The following is a 1,213-nucleotide window of genomic DNA, read 5'->3' on the forward strand; positions in this document are numbered from 1 at the left end:
CAGGGCGGGAGCATACTTTGCTGATAATTTAACCAAAGAACAGCTGGGCTCGGTAATCGTCGTTCCAACTGGCTCGTTTCAGCTTGTTGCGCTGACTCGGTGAGCCGCATTCGCTTTGCTTGAGGATGTTCATCACGAACCGCCGGAACAAGGCCATGTTTTCGACCGCATCACCGGTGGCAATCCGTGAGGCATCTTCGTTGAACACCACATCCAGCACATAATGTTGACTGTTTTCTATCCGCCAGTGCTGGCGGATGTAGTGCCCCAGCAGCTTATGTTTGGGCGACATCGAGCTGACATAGTAAGACGTATCGACCGTCCCTTTACCATTGATGGTTCGGTGTCGTTCAACCGCGATGATACTGCGAATAGTCGGCCATTTTGCTGCCAGCTCTTCAGGTAGTTTTGCTTTTAATTGAAAGACATAGCGCTCTTCCTTACGGCCATGTCCGGTTTCCTTGTGTTCGACGACCACCTTCTCTTTACCGGCATCGAAGACGGCCTGGAACTGCGACTGGACGGCTTTCCGTAGTTTGGGCTGATTGTGTTTTACCTGCACCACGACATGCGCTTTTTTATCCTGAAGCTTCTCCAGGGTCTCCCGCTGACAGTGCAGGGCATCCAGTGTCACCACGCTGCCTTTGAGGTTGAGTACCTCCAGCATTTCCCGGACGGTGGCGATCTCCCCCTTTTTGGATGGGGTGGCTTTCTGGCTTAATACCAGGCCGTTTTCGGTATCGTAGGCAGTGACCAGCTGCACGGCCTCGGCGGCGTTGTTGCGATAAGACCCGCACAATACCTTGCCGTCGAAAGCAATAATGGGTTTGCCGTGTTGGGTTCGATGTTCATTGACCCACTTCAGCAACGCTTCCAGCAAGGACTCAATCACGATGCAACGGAGGATGCGTGCGATGGTATGCCGACGGGGAATCCCATGGGCAAAGGGGCGGTACTGACGTAGCCAGTCAGCTTTTGAATCCCCATAGGTTTCAATGTCTTGCCAGCCTTCAGCGCCGGCCATGATGGCACTGATGACCAGGAACATGACATCGACCAAGTCGTGCTTTCGGTTAATATCTGAACGGGTTTCTTCAACAAGGGTAAGGTGTTCGATCAGGGTCATGGCCAGGCTCCTTTAGCAAGAAGCGCTGATTAGATCACAGACGATCTGCCCGTTCAAATTTCATTAACAAAGTATGCTCCCGCCCTG

Annotated in this window: 1 protein-coding gene; it reads right to left on the reverse strand. The window is 52.7% G+C overall.

Going from position 1 to position 1,213, the window contains the following annotated elements:
- Positions 1-28: 28 nt before the first annotated feature.
- A complete protein-coding gene (locus DA373_RS15970; protein WP_107853258.1) occupies positions 29-1,126 on the reverse strand; it encodes an ISAs1 family transposase in 1,098 nt (365 codons plus the stop codon).
- Positions 1,127-1,213 lie beyond the last annotated feature (87 nt).

Origin of the sequence: Oceanimonas marisflavi (genome assembly GCF_003049725.1) — a bacterium.
Taxonomy (GTDB): domain Bacteria; phylum Pseudomonadota; class Gammaproteobacteria; order Enterobacterales; family Aeromonadaceae; genus Oceanimonas; species Oceanimonas marisflavi.

What these genes read in the sequence shown, in the direction of transcription:
- DA373_RS15970 (WP_107853258.1), bottom strand. Translation starts at nt 1,126, where the DNA reads ATGACCCTGATCGAACACCTTACCCTTGTTGAAGAAACCCGTTCAGAT.